An 18,698-nucleotide genomic window follows, 5' to 3' on the forward strand; every position below is an offset into this window, starting at 1 on the left:
CATCGATAGAGGTGGATCGAGTGTACTCCAGGCGCAAAAAAGGCACAGGATGATGCTGTATTGCATCATTTTTGCCGTGGCCCATCTATATTTTTGCGATTTCCTGCCGTTAAAGACAGGCGAGTCCCCCTTCTTATCCTGTTATCAAAGCGATCAGTCCATGCACAGCAGCATTATTCTCCGTTGGTCCCTGATCGCGTGCGCCGCCGCCAGCCTGGCCTCGCCGCCCGTCATGGCGGCCGAACTGGGCGAGATGGCCGTGCTGTCGCACGTGGGCCAGCCCTTGCTGGCCGAGATCGAACTGACGGCCCTGGCGCCCGAGGAAGCCAACGGCGTGGCCGTGCGCCTGGCCTCGCCCGATGTGTACCGCGGCGGCGGCATCGGCATGGATCCGGCCCTGCAGGGGTTGACGATCAGCCCGCTGGAACGCGGTGGGCGCCACTATGTGCGCGTGACTACGCGGCAAGCGATCCAGGCGGGCCACGTGCATCTGTATTTATTGCTGGGCAATGGCAATGGCGCCGTCGTGCGCTTGGGCACCGTGTGGCTGACGCCGGCGCCGCCTGCTGCCGCTGCCGTCAGTGCGCCAGCCAGGCCCGCCGTTCCGGTACTCATGCCCATGCCTGCCCCCGCGCCGTTGCCACGCGCGGTAACTGGCGCGCCATCGCCCGATGCCGCCGCGCTGGCGGCCCGCGCGCGCGCCGAGGGCCTGGTGCGCCCGGCGCGCGTGTTCGTGCCGCCGCCCGCCGCACCCACACCGGCTGTGCCCGCGCTGCGTGCGCCGCCGCTGCGCCGCGCCACGGCGCCCGTGGCCGCTTGCGCACCGCAGGCGGATGCCGGGCAGGCGCAAGCGTGCATGGCGCTGGATGAGAAAAACGCGGCCCTGAATGACAAGCTCGGCGAATTGGAGGGCAAGATCGGCGCCTTGCAAAAGGCGCTGGCTCAGCCCGCTGCCGCCGCCATTGCTGCGCCGGCTGCCGCGCCTGCCGAGGCGCCGGCGCCGCATGCCAAGCCCAAGCCCCTGCACGCGGCGCCAGCCGCTGACAAGAAGGCGGGCGGCAATGGCTTGCTGTGGCTCGGCATCGGCACCGTGGCCTTCCTGTTGCTGACGGCGCTCATCGTGTATGTCGTGCGCATGCGCAAGCAGGCGGCAGTGCCGGGCGCGCCGTCGAAATACTGGGTCTTGCTGCGCAAACCGTTCCGCCGCAAGAAAAAGGATGTGCCCGTGCTGACGGAGGCGGTGGAGGATGGAACGGTAGCCGAGCCGGAACCGGAGCCGTTCTCGCGTTAATCGTGCTGCAAGGCTGCGCTACAATTTGATATAAAAAAAGATATTGAAAAAAGACATGGATATGCTTGCCAATCGCGTTGCCTATTTCTTAAAGATGGTGTTATGATTAATTCAGTGGACTTGCTCTACGACAAAACAGCCCCAGCCTGGCGCAGTCACCAACGATAGTGTGGCGCGGCAAACAGGTGTAGCGTTGCATAAACGCCTGGGTCTGGAAGCGGTTCGCGATGCCGACGATGTGCTCGCGAACGCCGGATGCAACCGGCAGCGAGGCGACGCCAGGAGATACCTGGGGCTCGCCTTCCAAATTCCCCCTCCTTGTTCCCGAGCGCCGCAACTGCCGCGCTCCTTGCTCAGGCGGTAGATGTAAAAAAGCACCCGCGGGTGCTTTTGTCGTTTCTGGTGTTGCAGCTTCTTACATGCGGGCGCGGGCGCCCTGCATGGCGCTCGGCAGCTGCGTCATCCACGGTTCCGTGATGGCGCGGATTTCGCGGTCGTTTGCCAGAATTTGCTTGAGCAAGTCGATCTTGCGCAGGCGCGAGGCGCCGGCCAGGGCAGGCACCTTGCCTGTCATGGTCGCGCTGGCAGCGCTGGCGCACTGGTTTTCCAGGGCATCCAAGTCATTCCAGTCGCTCGAACGTGCGGCCACGACCATTTTATTGGTCATTCCTGCAATATTTTCGTACATCGAGAGAACGTCGTTGGAGGTCATGAGCACACCCGTAACTAGTGAATGGATTACCGCTTGTCTAGATTAACGGCGTGCTTATCCGGAACTTGAGGGTGTTTTTGAAAAAAAAGTGAAAATAATTTGCATAGTTTTGGCGGGCCGCCGAAATCGCCCGCCAAGCCGCATGGATGCTGGGCCGACGATGCCGGCGCTGATGGATTTATTTGACGAGTTCTTCCAGTCCCGCGCTCAGTTCGGTGGGCGGCGGCATCTTGTCGACCAGCACCGAGGGTGGCAAGCCGAGCGCTTCGGCCACGTTGCTGGGGTAGCAGGCGATGATTTCTTCATTGCTCAACGCGTTTTCATCGACGCGGGCGCGCCAGGCGGCCAAGTGGATGATGGCGGCCAGGCGGTTCAACGGCGCCTTGGCCAGCGGATCGGGAAAGGCGGCGATGGCCTCGGCAAAGGCAGGGGGGAACTTCCAGCGGCGCGCCAGTTCGGCGCCCACCTGCGCATAGTCATAGCCCAGGGAAACCCGCTCCGCGTCGAGCCGGCGCGCGTCGAGCGGCGGGGCGATCTTGTCGAGCTGCATGGCTTGCTCGGGCATGGCCGCATGGATCACCAGTTGACCGATCGCATGCATCATGCCGATGGTGAACGCCAGATCCTGGTTGTCGCCCGTCTGTCTGGCGATCCAGCGGGCCGACACGGCGCTGTGCAGGCTGTAGCGCCAGAATTGTGGCAGGTTCAGCCCAGGCACGCTCTTGTAGCCGCTGACCAGGCCCGAGCTGATGACGAGCGTGCGCACGGTAACAAAGCCGAGCATCAGCACGGCGTCTTCCACCGTGCCGATGCTGCGCGAGACGTGGTAATACGCCGAGTTGGCCAGCCGCAGCAGCTTGGCGCTCAAGGCCGGGTCCGCTCCCAGCTGCCGGGCGATGTCTTCGGTGGCGATGGCGGGGTTGTCGAAACTGCGCACCAGTTCATCAACGATCTTCGGGGCGGCAGGCAGGGCGTGGGGTTGCTGAAACAGCGCTTCCAGTTGCATGGCAATCTCCTTGGCATTCGCGCGGCGCGGGGTCGTGAAACTATAGGCCGATTTTTTGTCCGCATGCAAAAAAATTCCGGGGCGCTTTTTTCATGGGAAACAGGCTATGATTTTGACTATTCCATCGAAAGGATCGCCATGCACGGTTTGCGTTTTCCCTGGTCCCGGACGCCAGTCCAGGCCGCCATTATCCTCGCCCTGGCCGGCGTGTCGCTGGCCGGCTTGCCCGCCCAGGCGCATGGCCAGCAGGCGGCCGCCAGCGCCGTTGTTCCCGCTGCCCCCACGGCCTTGCCCGGCGACGATTTCTACGATTACGTGAATGGCGACTGGCTGCGCAAGACGGAGATTCCCGCCGACCGCAGCAGCTGGGGTTCGTTCGCCATCCTCGCCAACGCCACCAACGAGCGCATCATCGGTCTCGTCGAAGGCTTGTCGGCGGCGCCGCAGGCCGATGCCTCGGCGCGCCAGGTCAGCGATTTTTACCGTTCCTGGATGGATGAATCGGCTATCGAAGCGAAAGGCTGGGCGCCGATCAAGCCGTTGCTGAAGAAGATCGATGGCATCCGCGACCTGGCAGGACTGGCCCGCGCGCTGGGCGAAAGCTTGCGCGCCGATGTCGACCCGCTCAACGCCACCAATTTTTATACGGAAAACCTGTTCGGCCTGTGGGTGGCGCAAGACTTGAACGACACCACGCGCAATGTGGCGTATCTGCTGCAGGGCGGGCTGGGCTTGCCTGACCGCGCGTTCTACCAGGGCGACAGCGCCCGCATGCAGGGCTTGCGCGCCGGCTACCAGGCGCATATCGCGGCCATGCTCAAGCAGGCCGGCTACAGCGATGCGCCGGCCCGCGCCGCGCGCGTGTTTGCGCTGGAGCAGCAAATTGCCGCCAGCCACGCCAGCCGCGAGGATTCGGCCGATGTCGCCAAGGGCAATAATGCGTGGCGCGCCGCCGACTTCGCCAGCAAGGCGCCTGGACTGGACTGGAAAGCCTTCTTCCAGGCGGCCGGTCTGGGCCAGCAGACGGATTTCATCGTCTGGCATCCGACGGCCATGACGGGCAGCGCGGCCCTGGTGGGTAGCGTGCCGCTGGCCACGTGGAAGGATTTTCTGGCCTTCCACGCCATCAATCATTTCAGCACGATTTTGCCGAAGGCGGCCGCCGAGCAGCGCTTCGCCTTCTATGGCAGCGCCCTGAGCGGCACGCCGCAGCAGTCGCCGCGCAGCAAGCGCGCGCTGGCGGCAACCAACGCGGCCCTCAGCGACGCCGTCGGCAAGCTGTACGTGGAACGCTATTTCCCACCTGAATCGAAAGCCCGCGTGCAAGACATGGTGACGAATATCGTGGCCGCCTTCTCGCGCCGCATCGACAAGCTGGACTGGATGGCGCCGGCCACCAAGGCGCAGGCGCAGGAAAAGCTCAAGACCCTGTACGTGGGCGTGGGCTATCCGGAGCGCTGGGACAGCTATGCGGGCTTGCGCGTGGTGCGCGGCGATGCGCTGGGCAATGTGCAGCGCGCGGAACAGTTCCACTATCGCCAGGAGCTGGCCAAGCTGGGCCAGTCGCCCGACCGCAAGGCCTGGGCCATGCCGGCCCAGCTGGTCAATGCCGTCAACCTGCCGCTGCAAAATGCGCTGAACTTCCCGGCCGCCATCCTGCAGCCGCCGTTTTTCGACCCGCAAGCATCCGATGCGGCCAACTATGGCGGCATCGGCGCCACCATCGGCCACGAGATCAGCCACAGTTTTGACGACCAGGGCGCGCAGTTCGACGCCCAGGGCAAGCTGCGCGACTGGTGGACGCCGGCCGACCTGGCGCATTTCCAGACAGCATCCAAGCAACTGGTGGCGCAGTTCGCGGCCTATAAACCGTTCCCCGACCTGGCCGTGAATGGCCAGCTGACCCTGAGCGAAAACCTGGCCGACCTGGCCGGCGTGGCGGCCGCGCATGACGCGTTCACCCTGTCGCAGCAGGGCAAGCCGCTGCAGCCTGGCGCGGACCGTGATTTCTTCATCGGCTACGGCGTGAGCTGGCGCAGCAAGGCGCGCGAAGCGGCGGCGCGCCAGCAAATCCTCACGGATGGCCATGCGCCGGCGCAATACCGCGCCGCCACCGTGCGCAATCTTGACGCCTGGTACCCGGCCTTCGACGTCAAGCCGGGACAGCAGTTGTACCTGGCGCCGGAGCAGCGCGTGCGCGTCTGGTAGTCATTGACGGTGCCGCACGCCTAGCGCGCCGGCACCGTAAAATGGCGGAACATATCGACAGGACCGCCATGAAGCCGAACCCGCAGCAAGACCCCATCCACGCCATCACGGGCCGCACCCTGGCCCATTACGACGCCAGTGCCGAGCAGTTTTTCGAAGGCACGCGCGACCACGACGTCAGCCAGAACATCAGCGCGCTGCTGGCCGCCATCGGCAAGCCGGCGCCGCTGGCGATTCTCGACCTCGGCTGCGGCCCGGGCCGCGATCTGAAAGCGTTCACGGCCATGGGGCATCACGCCACCGGTGTCGATGGCAGCGCCCGCTTCGTCGAGATGGCGCGCGCCTACAGCGGCTGCACCGTCTGGCAGCAGGATTTCGTTGACCTCGACCTGCCCGCCGCACAGTTCGACGGCGTGTTCGCCAATGCCGTGCTGTTCCACGTGCCCAGCGCCGCCTTGCCCGGCGTGCTGCGCGCTTTGGTCGCGTGCCTGAAGCCCGGCGGTGTGCTGTTCAGCTCGAACCCGCGCGGGCAGAACCAGGAAGGCTGGAATGGCGCCCGCTACGGCAGCTACCACGACGAAGCGACGTGGGCCGCCTACCTGCAGGCGGCCGGTTTTACCTTGATCGAGCAGTATTACCGTCCGCCCGGCTTGCCGCGCGAGCAGCAGCCGTGGCTGGCGACGGTCTGGCGCAAAGCGGGCTGATTATGCGTCATTAGCTGATTTTTGGCATGTGTTAGGGACCGTACATAGTTTTTGCAACCTCAAGCGTAGTATGGACACATCGACACGCAGCAAGCAGCGCAAGCCGCTTCAAGCAGCGTGTGAGCCGCAGTACCGGCCCTTCGGGGCAGGACAACAGATGTACCAACTACAGTGAGGATCCATCATGAACAAAGATCAAGTCGAAGGTAAACTGAAGGAAGTCGGCGGTAAAATCCAGGAACAAGCTGGCAAACTGGTCGGCAGCGAAGAACAGCAAGCCAAGGGCCTGGCAAACCAGGTCGAAGGCAAAGTGCAGAAGAAAGTGGGCGATGTGAAAGATGCGGTCGAGACCGTAACGCGCAAGCCATAATCTGACGCACGCATAAAAAAACCGCCGCCTGTCGCGAGACAGGCGGCGGTTTTATTTGCGGGCGCGCTTTACTTCGCGACGCCCAGGTTCTGCTTGAAGAACATTTCAATTTTCTTGTACACGTGGCGCTGGCCCGCGCGCGACGAGATGCCGTGCTTGGCGCCCGGGTACGTCATCAGGTCGAACTGCACGCCGCGGTTCACCAGCGCGTCGATCAATCGCGTGCTGTTGCTGAACAAGACGTTGTCGTCGGCCATGCCGTGCACCAGCAGCAGCGGCGACTTCAAGCCGTCGAGGTGGGCGAACACGGTGCTGGCCTTGTAGCCATCGACGTTTTCCTTCGGCATGCCGAGGAATTGTTCCGTGTAGTGGGTGTCGTACAGCGACCAGTCGGTGACGGGCGCCACCGACACGCCCATGGCGATCTTGTCGGACGCAGCCGACAGCAAGCGCAAGGTCATGAAGCCGCCGTAGCTCCAGCCGAACACGCCAATGCGTTTCGGGTCGACGAAGCTTTGCTTGCCCAGCCAGTCGATGCCGACCAGCTGGTCGGCCACTTCGGCCGCGCCCAGATTATGGTAGATGGCGTCCGTGAACGCGCGCTCGCGGCGCGACGAACCGCGGTTATCGAGGCGGAAGACGACGAAGCCCTGCTGCGCCATGTACTGGTCGAAGTTGTTGCCCCAGCGGCGCGCCACGTGCTGCGAGTGCGGGCCGCCGTACGTCGACAGGTAGACGGGATAGCGCTTGCTTGCGTCGAAGTTCGATGGCTTGACGATGGAGTAGTACAGCGTCTGGCCATCGTTGGCCTTCAGGGTGCCGTACTCGGTCGGCAGGTGGTCCGCCTTGTATTTGGCGTACGGGTGGCTGGCGTTCAGCGCGTTTTCTTCCAGCCAGCCCACCATGGCGCCGTCCGGGCGGCGGATGCTCACTTGCGGCGGCGTGGCCGGGTCGGAATACGTGTCGACGAAGACTTCGCCATTGCGCGAGAACGTCGTGTCGTGCCAGCCATCGGCTTTCGTCACGCGTTGCGGTTTGTCGGCCGTGCTGCCATCGAGGGCCAGGGCGTAAGTTTGCTTGTCGATGACGGCGTCGCGGTTCGACGCGACGAACACTTTACCCGTCTTCTGGTTCACGGCCAGCACGCCGTCGATGCCCCATGCGCCGGAAGTGACCGGGTGCAGCAGCTTGCCGCTCATGTCGTACAAATACAGATGGTTGCGGCCCGTGCGCTCGGACGACCACAGGAAGGTGCCGTTCGACAGGAAGCGCAGGTCGTCATGGATGCTGACCCAGGTTGTCGACGTTTCCGTCAGCAGGGTGCGCTGCGCCAGCGTGCTTGCATCGACGGCCACCAGGTCGAGGGTCTTCTGGTCGCGCGACTGGCGCTGGTACACGAGCGACTTGCTGTCCGCGCTCCAGTCGGCGCGCACCAGGTAGATGTCCGGGTTCGTGCCCAGCTCCACCTGGCGCTGCGCGCCCGTTTCCGGCGAGACGATCAGCAGCTGCACCAGCACGTTCGGGTCGCCGGCGGCAGGGTAGCGCTGCTCGACGACGTCGGTGCGGTCGGCGAAGATTTCAAAGCGGCGCACGACGGGCACGGGCGCCTCGTCATAGCGTTTATACGCGATGGCGGAATCGTCAGGGGCCCAGTAGTAGCCGGTGCGCTGGCCCATTTCTTCCTGCGCCACGAATTCGGCTTCGCCGTTGCGGATGGTGCCCTTGCCATCGGTCGTCAGCTGGCGTTCCTGGCCCGACTTCAGGTCGATCACATAGATATTCTGGTCGCGCACGAACGAGACGTAGCGGCCTTTCGGCGAGATTTTCGGATCGAGCACATTGCCCTTGGCGACCAGGCGCGCCTTGTCCGGATGGGCCGCGTCGACCAGATACAGATTGCCGGCCAGCGGCACCAGCAGCTGCTTGCCATCGGGCGACCAGCTGTAGCTGAGAATGCCGTTCAGGCTGGCCGTGCGCTCGCGTTCGCGGCGCGCCTGCTCTTCGGGCGAAATCGTTTCATTCGGCACCAGCGCCTTCGAGTCGATCAGGCGGTGCGTGCTCTTGTCCTTCAGCTTGAATTCCCACAGGTCGAGCTGGAACTGGTTGTCCGCGCGGCCGCGCAGGAACGTGACTCGCTCGCCATCGGGCGAGACCTTCAGGTTGCGCACGCCGGGGCCGGCCAGCGCCGGATCGGCGTGAATGCGTTCCAGGGTCAGCTTTTCAGCCGATGCGGGAACGCTGGCCATCGCGGCCAGAAAACAAAGAATAAAACGCATGGATGTCTCGGTAGTTGGAAGGATGAAGGGCACTGCATGCAAAGGCGAACTTGAGCGTTGCCTAAGCGTAAGACGATACCAGAGCATGCATGTTTATGCGATAGCCCCGGCCACGGAATATGGGCGTACTGGCCGTATTTCCTTCGCTGGAAATATCCGATAGCCACCCATTCCATGGCGCTTTATACGGTTCAGGCCAATATCGACCCTGCGATCACGGTCAGGCACGCGCCGCCTATCCAGGCTTGGCCATCGCGGAAGCGGACGGATACGCGGCCGTCGCGTTGCAGGCAGCTGCCCTGGCGGACGCTGTAGTCGCCACCGGCCAGCAGCTGCGCGATGCAGGCATTGGCGCTGCCCGTGACGGGGTCTTCCACCAGCGCGCCATGTTCGCTGAGCAGCGCGCGCACTTCGTAGTCGGCCGGTCCGCCTGCTGCGTGCGGGCCGTACAGCGCCAGGCCATCGGTCCCGGAGGCGGCCAGCAAGGCCGTCAGCGCGGCGATATCGGTGCGTACGGCCATGCATACGGCGGCGCTTGCCAGCGGCACGCACAGCCAGCGGATGCCCATGTCGACGACGGTGCCGGCAGCGGCTGGCGTGCCGGCCAGCGCTGTTTGCAGCAGGGGCAGCAGAGTGGGTTCGAGCGCGCGCGCCGTGCAGGGCGGCGCCTGGAACGCCAGCACGCCGCCCGCCTGCTGTTCAATGTGCACCAGGCCGACGCCGCATTCCTGCACGATGCGCGCGCCTTTCGGCTGCAGGCCCGCATCGAGCAGGGCGTGCGCCGTGCCCAGGGTCGGGTGGCCGGCAAACGGGAATTCCGTCTCGGGCGAAAAGATACGCACGCGGTAGTCGGCGGCGGGGTCGCGCGCCGCCAGCACGAAGGTGGTTTCCGACAGGCCGGTCCAGCGCGCAATCGCCTGCATCTGCGCGTCATCCAGGCCGTCGGCGTCGAGCACCACCGCCAGCGGATTGCCCTGGAAGGGCACGCTGCTGAAGACATCGACTTGCTTGAAGGGGCGCGGTTGTGGCATGGCTGTTCCTTGCAGGAGGGTCAGGCGGCGCGCAGGCGCTGCAGCGACAGCCGGTTCAAATACCAGGTCAGCAGCACTGCCGCCACCGTCAAGCCAGTCACCAGGCCGATCCAGAAGCCGGCGGCGGCCATCGGCTCGGCCGGCGACCAGATGAAGCCTTGCGGCGCGAGGCCCAGCACGTAGCCGATCGGCAGCGAGAAGCCCCAGAAGGCCAGCAGCTGTATCAGCATCGGCTGGCGCGTCACCTTGTAGCCGCGGATGGCGCAGGACGTGGCCACCTGCGTCGCGTCGGACAGCTGGAACAGGGCGGCGAACAGCAGCAGCTGCGCACACAGCGCCTGCACCTGCGGGTCGGACGTATAGGCTTGCGCGATCTGGTGGCGGAAGACGGTGATGACGGTGGCCGAGACGATGGCCGCCGTCAGCGACATGGCCACGCCTACCCATGAAATGAAGCGGGCCTTGCGCAAATTGGCTTCGCCCACGGCATGGCCCACGCGCGTGACGAGCGCGATACCAAAGGTGAGCGGCACCATGAAGACGACGGACGAGAAATTCAGGGCGATCTGGTGCGCCGACACCTGGATCACGCCGAAGCGCGCCACCAGCAGGCTGATGACACCAAAGGCGCTCACTTCGGCAAAGTAGGTCACGCCGATGGGCAGGCCCAGGCGCAGCATGGGGCCGATGGACGACAGCTGCGGCCCTTCCCAGTGCGTAAACGGATACGTGGCGCGGTAGGCGGGCGCGATTTTGATCCAGGCCAGCATGGCCAGCAGCATCATCCACACGCAGCAGGTGGTGGCCACGGCGCAGCCCACGCCGCCCATCTTCGGCATGCCCCAGTGGCCGTAGATCAGCAGATAGTTGACGAGGATATTGAGGCCCAGCGCGGCCAGCGCGATCACCATCACGGGCTTGGTCTGGTTGATGCTGGTGCTGTAGCCGTACAGCGCGCGGTAGGCGGCGAACGGCGGCAGCGCGCAGCTGATGATGTGCACGAACAGCTTGGCCTTGGATGCGACGGCCGGTTCCAGCATCAGGTGGTCGAACACCAGCGCCGCCATGTTCGTCAGCAGGCAAGCCACCAGGCCCACGAGCAGCGCCTTCCACAGCGACTGGCGCACGATGCGCGGCACCTTGTCGTGGCGCGCGGCGCCGATTTCATGCGCGACCAGCGTATTGATCGCCATCATGATGCCGCTCACGGTGACGAGCACGATGGACCAGATGGCCGCGCCCAGCGAGACGGCCGCCAGTTCCTCGGGATTCGTATGCCCCGTCATCGCCACGTCGGCCGCGCCCATGCCGACGGTGGCCAGCTGGCCGATCAGGATGGGCCAGGCCAGCTTCCACAGCGATGAGACTTCAGTGCGAATGGCAGGCAGGGTGAACGAGGTGGTGTGTGGCATGGCGGCAAGCTTGACGAAACACAAGATTCTACCGGCATTCGCCGTGCTTGTCCGCCGTGGCGCCCCGAGGGGCGGGGCGCGGTAATCATTTGTTACAGCTAAATGGGCCAGTCGCGGCTAGACTGCGTGCTCTATTTGGCAAGATGACCAAATAGTCACACCGTACTATCCTGACTATGGAGCAAGACCATGCTGAGACACACCCTGAACTGCGCCCTGTTGCTGGGCGCCGCCATGACGGCCGAACTGGCCGGCGCCGGCGAACTGACCCTGTATTCGCGCGACGATTATCACGGCCGCTCGCAGACCGTGCGCGATACGGTCGCCGACCTGGAAGACGTCCGTTTCAACGATACGACGCAAAGCATCCGCGTGCGCTCGGGCCGCTGGGAAGCGTGCGAGGAAGCCGATTTCCGCGGCGATTGCTTCCTGCTCGAGGCGGGCGAGTATCCGTCGCTCGATGAACGCGCCAACAAGATCACCTCGCTGCGCGAAGTGCGCGGCGGCTGGGGTGGGCATCCGGGCCGCGATCGCGACCGTGGGCGAGATCGGGACGGCCGCTGGGAACGCGACCGCGAGCATGGCCATTTGCCAGGGCGCTCGCTGGGTGGCGAACTGACCTTTTACACGCGCGACGATTTCGCCGGCCGCAGCTTGAGCGTGCGCAACTCTTCAGCCGACTTGCGCGAGCGCGATTTCAACGACACGGTGCAAAGCGTGCGCGTGCGCTCCGGCTATTGGGAAGTGTGCGAGGACGTGGGCTTCCGCGGCCGTTGCCGCACCCTGGAACCCGGTGAATACGCGAGCCTGGAACGCATGAGCAACCGCATCTCGTCGGTGCGCGAAGTGCGCTGACGCCAGACTGGCAAGCGTAGCCGGTCCCTGCCGGGGCCGGCTATTGCTTTTAGTAACAATTTATTGTGCTTTTCCCATACTTTGTTACACCGTTTTTTTCTGCGGATGGTTACACTGGCATCAGTTGTCATGTCGATCATTTGTCTTGAGCGACCCTCCGTGGGGGAGGGCGCTTGTTACAATGGCATCCTGGCGTTTTGGCCAGGCAAATCATCACCAAAGAATGAAGAATGGAGTTAATCATGACGGGCCCTCTCAAACACACGCTGGCATGCGCGGCGACCTTGCTGCTCTCGCTGGGGGGCCATGCGGCCGCCCATGCGGGCGAGATCACCCTGTTCCAGGATGACAATTTCCGTGGCCGCGCCGTGACCCTGCGCGAAACGGCGGATAACCTGTCGCCCCAGGGCTTCAACGACAAGGTGTCGAGCATCGTGGTGCGTTCAGGAACCTGGGATGTCTGTACCGATGCCGGCTTCCGCGGCAGGTGCAAGACCCTGGGGCCGGGCGAGTACGCCTCGATGCCTGGCATGAATGACGCCATCAGTTCAGTGCGCGAAACGGGGCGCGGCGATGGCTACAATCCGGGACGCTCGGGGCGCGATCCGGACCGTGGCAATGGCGGCTATGGCCGTGGCGGCAGCCTGGAAGTGTATTCGGGCGCGGGCCAGAATGGCGGCTCGGCGCGCCTGAACCGCGATACGGACGATTTCGTCGGCATCGGTTTCAATGACCGCACCACGAGCATCGTCATCCATAACGGCTACTGGCAGCTGTGCAGCGACTCAAACTACCAGGGCACTTGCCGCATTTTCGGCCCCGGCCGCCACGACGACCTGGGGCGCGGTCTTGACGGGCGCGTGTCGTCGGCGCGCATGGTCGACGAGCGCGAAGCGCGCCGCCAGCAGCAGTACGATAACCAGTACCAGCGGCCGCAGTACGAGCAGCCGTACCCGCAATATCAACAGCCGCAATACCAGCAGCCGCAGTACCAGCAGCGCGGCGCCGTGCTGCTGTTCCCCGAGGCGGGCATGCGCGGCGAACCGCTGGCGCTGGAGCGCAACGCGGAAGACCTGGTGCGCTACAACTTCAACGACCGCGCCTCGTCCATCATCGTCAATGAAGGCCAGTGGGAAGTGTGCAGCGATTCGAACTTCCGTGGCCGCTGCGAAGTGATCGGGCCGGGCGAGTATGGCCGACTGAACGCCATGGAAAACCAGATTTCCTCGCTGCGCCGCGTGCGCTGATTCCTTCCTGATTCAGTGTTGACAGGCCGCCTGCCGGGAATACCCGCCAGGCGGTTTTTTACATTCCCAGCCGTGTGATGACATTTGCTTGCCCTTTGTTACACTCGCCGCCTGCCGCCTGGACTACACTGGCGAAAATGTCTCAGTATTGGAGTTGTCATGGTTCGATCTTTCCGCCCCGCGCTGCTGTGCGCCGCCACTTTCCTCGCCCCGCTTGCCGCATCGGCGGGCGAAATCACCCTGTTCCAGGACGCCGGGTTCCGCGGCCGCCCCGTCACCCTGCATTCCGATGCGGCAGAGTTGTCGCGCATGGGCTTTAACGACAAGACGTCGAGCATCATCGTGCGCTCGGGTACCTGGGAAGTATGCAAGGACGCCAATTACCGGGGCAACTGCCGCACTCTGGGGCCGGGCCGCTACGACACCATGCCGGGCATGAACGACGCCGTTTCCTCCGTGCGCGAAGTGGGCCGCCCGGGCCATGGCGGCGGCGATCACCGTCCCTACCCGCCACGCCCGCCGCGTCCGGAGCCGGAACGTCCTCATCCCGGTTACCCCGGCCACGGCGGCGGCCACCGTCCCGACATGAATGGCGCCGTGCTGCTGTTCCCCGATGCCGGCATGCGCGGCCGGCCCGTGCGCCTGGACCGCGAGGTGCACGACTTGAACCGCTATGGTTTCAACGACCGTGCCGAATCGCTCGTCGTCAATTACGGCCGTTGGGAATTCTGCGTCGACGCCAACTTCCGCGGCCGCTGCGTGGTGATGGGTCCGGGCAGCTACGGTCGCCTGCACGGTGGCCTCGACCGCCGCATTTCCTCGCTGCGCCGCGTGCGCTGATTCCGCCGCCGGGCAGCGCTGTATTGTGCACACGCTGTCCAGCGCCCAATTCGTGTACTCTTCCCACAGGCAGTTCAACCATGGGGAGCAGGCACGGTGGAATACAAGGACTACTACAAGGAACTTGGCGTCGAGAAGACGGCGACCGAGGCCGAGATCAAGAAGGCGTACCGCAAGCTGGTGCGCAAATACCATCCCGACGTCAGCAAGGAACCGGACGCCGACAAGCGCACCAAAGCCCTCAACGAAGCTTACGGCGTGCTGGGCGACGCGGAAAAGCGCGCCGCCTACGATGAACTGGGGCGTAACCAGGGCGCGCAGGGCCAGCCATTCCGCCCACCGCCGGACTGGGGGGCGGGCTACGAATCGTCGGGCGCCGACGACAGCGACTTCTTTGCCGACCTGTTCGCCCACGTGGGCGGGCGGCGCCGCGCCAACAGCACTTTCCAGATGCAGGGCGAGGATAGTCACGCCGCCATCACCATCGATCTGCAGGACAGCTTCCAGGGCGCCAGGCGCCACATCGTCATGCGCGTGCCCGAAGCGGATGCGCAAGGCCATGTGCTGACGCGCGAACGCACCCTGGAAGTGACGATACCGAAAGGCGTCACGGAAGGACAGCAGCTGCGCATGAAGGGGCAGGGCAATCCGGGCAGCGGCGGCGCGCCGGCCGGCGATCTGTACCTGGAGATCCGCTTCCGGCCCGATGCGCGCTACAAGGTGGAGGGGCGCGACGTGTTCGAGACGGTACCCGTGACGCCATGGGAAGCGGCGCTGGGCGGCGCAATCGACGTGCCCACGCCATCGGGCACGGTGTCCGTCACCGTGCCGCCCAATTCGCAGACGGGGCGCAAGCTGCGCCTGAAGGGACGCGGCATCCCCGCCGCCCAGCCGGGCGACCTGTATCTGCTGCTGGAAGTGGTGCTGCCGCCGGCGAACGACGACAAGGCGCGCGAACTGTATGCAACCATGGCGCGCGAAATGGCTTTCAATCCGCGCCAGAAGCTGGGAGGGTAAATCATGACAAACAAGGTAATTGGCGAATTGCTGGAAGACCGTGCCCTGAGCCTGGAAGAACTGGCGCGCGCCTGCGCCGTGGAGCCGGACTGGGTGGTGCAGCACGTGCAGACGGGCGTACTGCTGCAGGACGGCCCCCCGGCGGGCCAGCTCACGGCTTGGCGCTTCACCAGCCTGGATCTGGTGCGCGCGCGCCGCCTGCATGAAATCGAATCCGTGTTCGACGCGAATGCGGAGCTGGCCGCGCTGGTGGTCGATCTGTCGGAGGAAGTGGCGCGTTTGCGGCGCCGCCTGCACGTGCTGGGCGTGGAGTAGCTTTTACTCAGGCTCGCCGTGCCGCTGCACGGTGAGCCTGCCGATATAAAACTGCCCGTCGACGACGACCCGGTGCGGGATGCCGGCCACGTCGAAGCCGGGGCCGCCGTCTTCCATCCATTCCTGCGCCAGTGAATCAAATTGCTGCGGCGTCATGCGCAGCATCTGCGCCGTGATGACGAAGCGCGCGCCAGGTTTTTGTTTGTTGACGAAGTCGTCGATGCCGGCCATGGTAAATCCTTGTCATTGAAAGTTGACCCAAGTAAGGCCGGGGTCGGACCCTCAGGGTCCGACCCCAGTGTCTGCCGTTGGGGGGCTAATCATACCTGTGGCCCACTTTTTCTAGAAGCCCTGCACCAGCAACGGCAACTGCTCCGCAAACCGCTCCGTCAGCCACTTGCCTGCCTGCCCCGGCGGCGTGTCGGCGCGCTGGATCAGATAAATTGGGTAATTCTCGCCATTGTCGACGGCCAGCGGCAGGTGCACCAGGCGACCTGCTTCCAGGTCGTCGCGCACCATCGCCTCGGGCATATTGCCCCAGCCAAGGCCCGCGCGCAGCAGCGCGTGCTTGGAGCCGAGGTCGCCCAGGCGCCAGTTGCGCAATCCCAGCACGCCGAAATCCTGGCCCTGCGTCAGCACGCTGCGGTCGCTGAGCACCAGCTGTACGTGTTCGCGCGCCACGTTCGATGCGATTGGCCCGGCCAGCTGCGCCAGCGCGTGGCTGGGGGCGGCCACGGGAATCAGGCGCACGTGGCCGACGGCCAGGCGCTCGAAGACGCTGGCAGTGGACGTCATCCAGCCACCGAGGCCGATGTGGCAGCTGCCATCCATCACCAGCTGCGCCACGGCGCCCATCGCTTCGATGCGCAAGCGCAGGGCGACGGTGGGGAACTGCGCCTGGAACGCCTCGAGCACGCGCACCAGCACGCAGGTGGGAAACATCACGTCGACCACCACCGACACTTCCGCTTCCAGCCCGCCGGCCAGCGCCTTGGCGCGCGCGCGCATGCCGTCGACCTTCAAGGCCACGGCGCGCGCGTCGGCCAGCAAGGCCTTGCCCGCGTCCGTCAGGGTGGGCTTGCGCTTGCCACGGTCGAGCAGCACCACATTCAGTTGTTCTTCCAGGTTGGCGATGGTGTAGCTGATCACCGACTGCGTGCGGTGCAGCTGGCGCGCCGCGTGGGCAAAGCCGCCCGCGTCGATGACGGCGACGAACACGCGCAACTGGTCGAGCGAAGGCTGGCCCGGTTCTCTCATGCTGGCTCCATATCTAGAAATTCGATGCTAATCATTTATATTTACACGGTTTCATCGATAGTAGACCCGAACTATGATGTGTGCAAGTGCAGCAAACGCCGCACCCCCCATCTATCGTTCTTGAAGGAGTGCATCATGGCAAACGTACTACACATCAATAGCAGCGTGCGCAACAGCGGTTCCCTGTCGCGCCAGTTGTCGGGCGAATTCGTCGCCAAACTGGCCGCGCAAGGCGACACCATCGTCGTGCGCGACCTGGCCGCGCAACCGGTGCCGCACCTGACGGAAGAGGTGATGGGCGCGTTCTTCACGCCGGCCGAGCAGCGCAGCGCGCAGGCGGCAGCGGCCGTGCAATTGTCCGATACCCTGGTCGATGAATTGCTGGCCGCCGACGTGCTGGTGCTGGCCGCGCCCATGTATAACTTTTCCGTGCCATCGACCTTGAAGGCGTGGATCGACCACGTGGCGCGTGCCGGCCGCACTTTCCAGTACACGGCGACGGGCCCGGTCGGCCTGGCCACGGGCAAGAAAGCGGTGATTTTCACGGCCAGCGGCGGCGTCTACAGCGAAGGCCCGGGCGCCGCGTATGACTACCTGAGCACCTATCTGCGCACGGCGCTGGGCTTCATCGGCATCACCGACATCGAGTTCGTGCAAGCCGAAGGCGTGGCCATGGGCGAGGACGCCGTCACCAGCGCGATCGCCAAGGGACGCGCGTCGATCGAAGCCCTGGCGGCCTGAGTTTGGTGACGCTCTAGTTCCAATGGGGGATTGCCAATCTAATATGGTTGGCATAAGCTTGCCGGCGGCACGCCCAGTGCCAGCCCGGCGAGCCGTTCGCCATGAAAGTCCCTCATGCACAAGTTGGCCAGCGCAGTACTGTTCGGATGTTCTTTGTTTTCAGCAGGCATTGCGCTGGCGCAAACGGCACCGGTGGCGCCGCCCCACGTGGGCCGCCATGCCTCCACGCCCGAGGATATCCGCGCCATCGAAAAAGTCGTCGCCGACTTCCAGGCGGCCCTGATCGCCAAGGACGTCAAGCTGCTGTCGTCGCTGCTGCTGCACACGAACATCCTGTTCGCCTCGCCGGCCGATGACGCTTTCATCCAGAAAATGCGCGACACGATGGACGTCCACTTCGACGGCGTCGCGGCGGCCGGCTACGTCGGCTTCGCCAACTACATCAAGCGCGAACCCCTGCGCACGGAAGAAAAATTCTACAACGTCAAGATCACCCAGGACCGCCATGTGGCGTGGGTCAACTTCGACTACGAATTTCTCGTCGGCGATAAATTGTCCAACTATGGCGTGGAAGCGTGGCAGATGGTCAAGCGCGATGGTCAATGGAAAATCCTCAGCGTCGTCTGGTCCATGCATGCCGCCGCCGAGGCGGCGAAATAGGGCAGGCGCCTGCGGCGTTCAGTACAGAGTTGCCTCCTCATAATTTTTTCGCATCGTCTATACTTTCAGTGGGCGCGCCGCCATGTCTCAAGGTGAGGCAGGTGTTCCAGTTTTTCCCTGTGCCGCGTAATAAAAAGCAGATAAGTAGGTGAGTATCCTGAGCAAGCGCGATTGCATGTATTCCAACCCTACGCCGGGTAGGGCCGTTGAGACAGGCTACCCGGGGATGTCATTTTTGGAGCAAACATCGTGCCGATAAAGTACGTTGATACGTATGAAATAAATTACACGGCGGAACCCTTACGCGGTTGCAAACTGTGGGGCGCCTATGTGTCCCTGTACACCCCATCGAGCAATCCCATGCACAGGAACAATATCGTCAAAAAGCACCGCGTGCTGGCCGACCATCCGTTCGCGACGGAAGCCGAAGCCGTCAGCGAAGCGGCCGAGGTGGCATTGCAGCTGGTCGAGCGGCGCCAGCGCCGTTATGTCTTCCACCCCTGATGCCACTGCGCCGCATCCTGCAGCGCGCGCCAGGGCAGGATCTGCACTCTGCCCGAATGTACGGCTTCCAGCTCCACGTGCGTGACGGGTTCATCCGGCGTGGCCGCGGCGCACACCTTGATGACGAGGAAGTGCTTCTCCTTGTTGGCCGGTGTCACGGCCGTCCATTTGCTGTTGAGTAATTTGTTTGGACGCAAGTTATTGCGATCTGAAAGATGCATGGCGGGTTCCGGATTGGCGTGATGGCGATGT

Annotated in this window: 20 protein-coding genes; 12 read left to right on the plus strand and 8 right to left on the minus strand. The window is 64.2% G+C overall.

What is annotated here, in order from left to right:
- Positions 1-160: 160 nt before the first annotated feature.
- The gene (locus tag FG13_RS30240; RefSeq protein ID WP_152598856.1) at positions 161-1,291 is read left to right on the plus strand and encodes a type IV pilus assembly protein FimV; all 1,131 of its coding nucleotides are present in this window, start codon (positions 161-163) and stop codon (positions 1,289-1,291) included.
- Between the two features lie 415 nt (positions 1,292-1,706).
- On the opposite strand, the gene FG13_RS25235 is transcribed toward FG13_RS30240, so the two are convergent.
- Positions 1,707-1,958 carry a flagellar protein FliT gene (locus FG13_RS25235; protein ID WP_235211804.1) on the minus strand — a complete coding sequence of 84 codons (252 nt, stop codon included), beginning with the start codon at positions 1,956-1,958 and terminating at the stop codon, positions 1,707-1,709.
- Between the two features lie 223 nt (positions 1,959-2,181).
- Positions 2,182-3,009 (minus strand): HDOD domain-containing protein, encoded by an 828-nt coding sequence (locus tag FG13_RS25240; protein ID WP_035828720.1) that lies wholly within the window; start codon positions 3,007-3,009, stop codon positions 2,182-2,184.
- A gap of 138 nt (positions 3,010-3,147) precedes the next feature.
- Between FG13_RS25240 and FG13_RS25245 the strand changes: the two genes are divergently transcribed.
- The 3 genes from FG13_RS25245 (at position 3,148) to FG13_RS25255 (ending at position 6,291) form a co-directional block, all read left to right on the plus strand.
- Entirely contained in the window at positions 3,148-5,217 is a 2,070-nt protein-coding gene (locus FG13_RS25245; protein ID WP_051959667.1) for a M13 family metallopeptidase, read from the plus strand.
- 68 nt (positions 5,218-5,285) lie between these two features.
- Positions 5,286-5,921 (plus strand): class I SAM-dependent methyltransferase, encoded by a 636-nt coding sequence (locus FG13_RS25250; protein WP_035828723.1) that lies wholly within the window; start codon positions 5,286-5,288, stop codon positions 5,919-5,921.
- 184 nt (positions 5,922-6,105) lie between these two features.
- Positions 6,106-6,291 (plus strand): CsbD family protein, encoded by a 186-nt coding sequence (locus FG13_RS25255; RefSeq protein WP_035825486.1) that lies wholly within the window; start codon positions 6,106-6,108, stop codon positions 6,289-6,291.
- Positions 6,292-6,359: 68 nt separating this feature from the next.
- Here FG13_RS25255 and FG13_RS25260 read toward each other — a convergent pair whose 3' ends face one another.
- From FG13_RS25260 to FG13_RS25270, 3 genes are all read right to left on the minus strand, one after another.
- Positions 6,360-8,567: a S9 family peptidase gene (locus tag FG13_RS25260; protein WP_035825489.1), complete on the minus strand. Its 2,208-nt coding sequence runs from the start codon at positions 8,565-8,567 to the stop codon at positions 6,360-6,362.
- A gap of 191 nt (positions 8,568-8,758) precedes the next feature.
- Positions 8,759-9,598: a PhzF family phenazine biosynthesis protein gene (locus FG13_RS25265; RefSeq protein WP_035825491.1), complete on the minus strand. Its 840-nt coding sequence runs from the start codon at positions 9,596-9,598 to the stop codon at positions 8,759-8,761.
- 20 nt (positions 9,599-9,618) lie between these two features.
- Positions 9,619-11,010 carry an MATE family efflux transporter gene (locus FG13_RS25270; RefSeq protein ID WP_035828726.1) on the minus strand — a complete coding sequence of 464 codons (1,392 nt, stop codon included), beginning with the start codon at positions 11,008-11,010 and terminating at the stop codon, positions 9,619-9,621.
- A 189-nt stretch (positions 11,011-11,199) separates the two neighbouring features.
- Here FG13_RS25270 and FG13_RS25275 point away from each other — a divergent pair, with 189 nt between their 5' ends.
- The 5 genes from FG13_RS25275 to FG13_RS25295 all read left to right on the plus strand — a co-directional run bounded on the left by FG13_RS25275 (position 11,200) and on the right by FG13_RS25295 (position 15,284).
- On the plus strand, positions 11,200-11,865 hold the full coding sequence (locus FG13_RS25275; protein ID WP_051959443.1) for a beta/gamma crystallin family protein: 666 nt from the start codon (positions 11,200-11,202) through the stop codon (positions 11,863-11,865).
- A gap of 242 nt (positions 11,866-12,107) precedes the next feature.
- Positions 12,108-13,112, plus strand: coding sequence for a beta/gamma crystallin-related protein (locus FG13_RS29175; RefSeq protein WP_051959445.1), 1,005 nt, complete (start codon positions 12,108-12,110; stop codon positions 13,110-13,112).
- A 159-nt stretch (positions 13,113-13,271) separates the two neighbouring features.
- Positions 13,272-13,952, plus strand: a complete 681-nt coding sequence (locus FG13_RS25285; protein ID WP_035825493.1) for a beta/gamma crystallin-related protein — start codon at positions 13,272-13,274, stop codon at positions 13,950-13,952.
- Positions 13,953-14,048: 96 nt separating this feature from the next.
- Entirely contained in the window at positions 14,049-14,969 is a 921-nt protein-coding gene (locus FG13_RS25290; RefSeq protein WP_035825494.1) for a DnaJ C-terminal domain-containing protein, read from the plus strand.
- A gap of 3 nt (positions 14,970-14,972) precedes the next feature.
- Positions 14,973-15,284 carry a MerR family transcriptional regulator gene (locus tag FG13_RS25295; protein WP_034759737.1) on the plus strand — a complete coding sequence of 104 codons (312 nt, stop codon included), beginning with the start codon at positions 14,973-14,975 and terminating at the stop codon, positions 15,282-15,284.
- Positions 15,285-15,287: 3 nt separating this feature from the next.
- On the opposite strand, the gene FG13_RS25300 is transcribed toward FG13_RS25295, so the two are convergent.
- Together FG13_RS25300 and FG13_RS25305 are read right to left on the minus strand one after the other, a co-directional pair.
- Positions 15,288-15,515 (minus strand): hypothetical protein, encoded by a 228-nt coding sequence (locus tag FG13_RS25300; RefSeq protein WP_035825496.1) that lies wholly within the window; start codon positions 15,513-15,515, stop codon positions 15,288-15,290.
- 111 nt (positions 15,516-15,626) lie between these two features.
- Positions 15,627-16,541: a LysR family transcriptional regulator gene (locus FG13_RS25305; RefSeq protein ID WP_035825498.1), complete on the minus strand. Its 915-nt coding sequence runs from the start codon at positions 16,539-16,541 to the stop codon at positions 15,627-15,629.
- A gap of 135 nt (positions 16,542-16,676) precedes the next feature.
- Here FG13_RS25305 and FG13_RS25310 point away from each other — a divergent pair, with 135 nt between their 5' ends.
- The 3 genes from FG13_RS25310 to FG13_RS31015 all read left to right on the plus strand — a co-directional run bounded on the left by FG13_RS25310 (position 16,677) and on the right by FG13_RS31015 (position 18,446).
- On the plus strand, positions 16,677-17,282 hold the full coding sequence (locus tag FG13_RS25310) for an FMN-dependent NADH-azoreductase (protein WP_035825501.1): 606 nt from the start codon (positions 16,677-16,679) through the stop codon (positions 17,280-17,282).
- A 153-nt stretch (positions 17,283-17,435) separates the two neighbouring features.
- Complete coding sequence (locus tag FG13_RS29180) at positions 17,436-17,942, plus strand: hypothetical protein (RefSeq protein WP_161784210.1); 507 nt, start codon at positions 17,436-17,438, stop codon at positions 17,940-17,942.
- 360 nt (positions 17,943-18,302) lie between these two features.
- The gene (locus tag FG13_RS31015; protein WP_217916871.1) at positions 18,303-18,446 is read left to right on the plus strand and encodes a hypothetical protein; all 144 of its coding nucleotides are present in this window, start codon (positions 18,303-18,305) and stop codon (positions 18,444-18,446) included.
- Here the strand turns inward: FG13_RS31015 and FG13_RS25320 are convergent.
- On the minus strand, positions 18,428-18,667 hold the full coding sequence (locus FG13_RS25320) for a TIGR02450 family Trp-rich protein (RefSeq protein WP_035825504.1): 240 nt from the start codon (positions 18,665-18,667) through the stop codon (positions 18,428-18,430). The two genes, FG13_RS31015 and FG13_RS25320, sit on opposite strands and share 19 nt — an antisense overlap.
- Positions 18,668-18,698 lie beyond the last annotated feature (31 nt).

The organism is Janthinobacterium sp. RA13 (genome assembly GCF_000745325.1).
Lineage (GTDB): Bacteria > Pseudomonadota > Gammaproteobacteria > Burkholderiales > Burkholderiaceae_D > Janthinobacterium > Janthinobacterium rivuli.

Coding starts and splice junctions, on each gene's coding strand:
- FG13_RS25265 (WP_035825491.1), bottom strand. CDS start 9,598: ATGCCACAACCGCGCCCCTTCAAGCAAGTCGATGTCTTCAGCAGCGTG.
- FG13_RS30240 (WP_152598856.1), top strand. CDS start 161: ATGCACAGCAGCATTATTCTCCGTTGGTCCCTGATCGCGTGCGCCGCC.
- FG13_RS25240 (WP_035828720.1), bottom strand. CDS start 3,009: ATGCAACTGGAAGCGCTGTTTCAGCAACCCCACGCCCTGCCTGCCGCC.
- FG13_RS25310 (WP_035825501.1), top strand. CDS start 16,677: ATGGCAAACGTACTACACATCAATAGCAGCGTGCGCAACAGCGGTTCC.
- FG13_RS31015 (WP_217916871.1), top strand. CDS start 18,303: ATGCACAGGAACAATATCGTCAAAAAGCACCGCGTGCTGGCCGACCAT.
- FG13_RS25235 (WP_235211804.1), bottom strand. CDS start 1,958: ATGACCAATAAAATGGTCGTGGCCGCACGTTCGAGCGACTGGAATGAC.
- FG13_RS25250 (WP_035828723.1), top strand. CDS start 5,286: ATGAAGCCGAACCCGCAGCAAGACCCCATCCACGCCATCACGGGCCGC.
- FG13_RS25270 (WP_035828726.1), bottom strand. CDS start 11,010: ATGCCACACACCACCTCGTTCACCCTGCCTGCCATTCGCACTGAAGTC.
- FG13_RS25260 (WP_035825489.1), bottom strand. CDS start 8,567: ATGCGTTTTATTCTTTGTTTTCTGGCCGCGATGGCCAGCGTTCCCGCA.
- FG13_RS25255 (WP_035825486.1), top strand. CDS start 6,106: ATGAACAAAGATCAAGTCGAAGGTAAACTGAAGGAAGTCGGCGGTAAA.
- FG13_RS29175 (WP_051959445.1), top strand. CDS start 12,108: ATGACGGGCCCTCTCAAACACACGCTGGCATGCGCGGCGACCTTGCTG.
- FG13_RS25285 (WP_035825493.1), top strand. CDS start 13,272: ATGGTTCGATCTTTCCGCCCCGCGCTGCTGTGCGCCGCCACTTTCCTC.
- FG13_RS25295 (WP_034759737.1), top strand. CDS start 14,973: ATGACAAACAAGGTAATTGGCGAATTGCTGGAAGACCGTGCCCTGAGC.
- FG13_RS25300 (WP_035825496.1), bottom strand. CDS start 15,515: ATGGCCGGCATCGACGACTTCGTCAACAAACAAAAACCTGGCGCGCGC.
- FG13_RS25320 (WP_035825504.1), bottom strand. CDS start 18,667: ATGCATCTTTCAGATCGCAATAACTTGCGTCCAAACAAATTACTCAAC.
- FG13_RS25305 (WP_035825498.1), bottom strand. CDS start 16,541: ATGAGAGAACCGGGCCAGCCTTCGCTCGACCAGTTGCGCGTGTTCGTC.
- FG13_RS25245 (WP_051959667.1), top strand. CDS start 3,148: ATGCACGGTTTGCGTTTTCCCTGGTCCCGGACGCCAGTCCAGGCCGCC.
- FG13_RS25275 (WP_051959443.1), top strand. CDS start 11,200: ATGCTGAGACACACCCTGAACTGCGCCCTGTTGCTGGGCGCCGCCATG.